The sequence below is a fragment of the Cryobacterium sp. Y57 genome, from assembly GCF_002929505.1.
In the GTDB taxonomy this organism is placed as follows: domain Bacteria; phylum Actinomycetota; class Actinomycetes; order Actinomycetales; family Microbacteriaceae; genus Cryobacterium.
The window spans coordinates 1-1,446 of record NZ_PJJL01000008.1 but is presented as its reverse complement, the minus strand read 5'-3'; the positions used below and the strand labels follow the sequence as shown (position 1 = coordinate 1,446).

General features: G+C 58.3%; 3 protein-coding genes. All 3 read right to left on the bottom strand.

The genetic code is table 11. The features are described from left to right. Positions 1-383, bottom strand: a 383-nt coding sequence (locus CXY72_RS00065; protein ID WP_146070962.1) for a GAF domain-containing protein, incomplete at its 3' end; no start/stop codon positions are given. A gap of 26 nt (positions 384-409) precedes the next feature. Continuing rightward, positions 410-1,162, bottom strand: coding sequence for a GAF and ANTAR domain-containing protein (locus CXY72_RS00060; protein WP_146070961.1), 753 nt, complete (start codon positions 1,160-1,162; stop codon positions 410-412). Positions 1,163-1,255: 93 nt separating this feature from the next. After that, positions 1,256-1,446 (bottom strand): hypothetical protein (locus tag CXY72_RS19875; protein WP_233197557.1); only part of this gene is annotated, 191 nt, incomplete at its 5' end.

Sequence of the window (1,446 nt, the reverse complement as noted above, 5' to 3'; positions counted from 1 at the left end):
CGAAGACGCATTGGCGTTGCATGCACGGATTTGAAACCCTGTCGCATCGCTTCAAGACGGAAGGCAGGCCACCGATCCCCGGAACGTTCAATGTCGCCAACGATCACCGGTTTCCCGGTCATAAAGCATTCGACACACGGTCCGGCGCCCGCGTTCAGTTGCATCACCTCTATGAGAGTCGTTTCTTCACTGGTGGATGCCACTAGCTGCAACTCGCCCAAACCATCGAGGAGCATGAGACCCGCAGCTTGGGTGTCGAGAATTTCCGAACATTGTTCCACGAGGCTTTGGAGAAGGTCAACGACGTCAAAATCGTCCGTGAGGGTGTCGGCTAGTTTAACGAACGCTCTATTCAGCTTCGCCTCGCGCGTGAGGTCAGCCATGACTTGCTCCTTTCTCGGTAGTAATATTACTCGGGGAGAGATCTGAAGCTTAAGTCTCTACTGACGACGTCGCGGGCGACGTCGTGAACGGTTCGACCGTGGGCAAAAGCGTAGGCCTGCAGGCGCGAATGGGCGATGGTACCAGTGGTATCCAGTTGGACAAGGATCATCCCTGTTGCCTGGTGAACCTCGCGCCTCATCGCCGGGGTCACCAGCGACTCTCCAGCGCCCTCATTGTTGGCTCCTGCGATGGCGTGGCGCACGGCAACATCCGTCACGGCCGACGCCAGAGTCAGTGCGATCTCCATCTGTTGCGGGCTCAAGGCGCCTGCAGTTCGCCGGTATAACCCGACGGTGCCGACAGTAACTGCTCCCGTAAGCAACGGGAACGAGAAGAGCGCGCCCACGTGGAGCGAACCGATCGACGCTGCAAAAATCGGCCAGGAATCATGGGTGCCTATAGAAACATCCGGCACAAGCGTCGGAACACCGGTTTTGAGTGTGGCCCACTGCGGGCCTTCGCCAAGATCGAACTGCAATTCATCGATACGCGCCGCGACCGCATCACTCGAGCAGATGGTGGATTGACCGCCCCTCGGACCGAAAACGGCGATTGACACACCGGTGACACCAAGGTCGCCTATAAACGGTACGCACAAATCCGTGGGTTCAGCAACCACGAAATCGTTCTTGCTGTCGTGCATCACGTCGTCCGGACGTCGAGGCGCGAGGCTAGGAGTTTTAAAAACCAAGTCATTGCATCCTCCCTCAGAGACCACATGCCTAACAGGACAGTGCAGAAAAGGTACTACAGCTAGCAGAAACGGGCCACAGAGACAGGTTGGGAACGTCAGGCGTGGAGTCAGTGATCCTCAAAGGACACCGTCGCCTAGCCGGACACTACCACGCAGTTCGTCGTGCGGATCCGCCGCGTCGGCTAAGCGGTCGCCAGCTGCCGACGTGACCGTGACCGTGGCGGGGTCGGGGATCGGTGGCCTGCCTTCCGTCTTGAAGCGATGCGACAGGGTTTCAAATCCGTGCATGCAACGCCAATGCGTCTTCG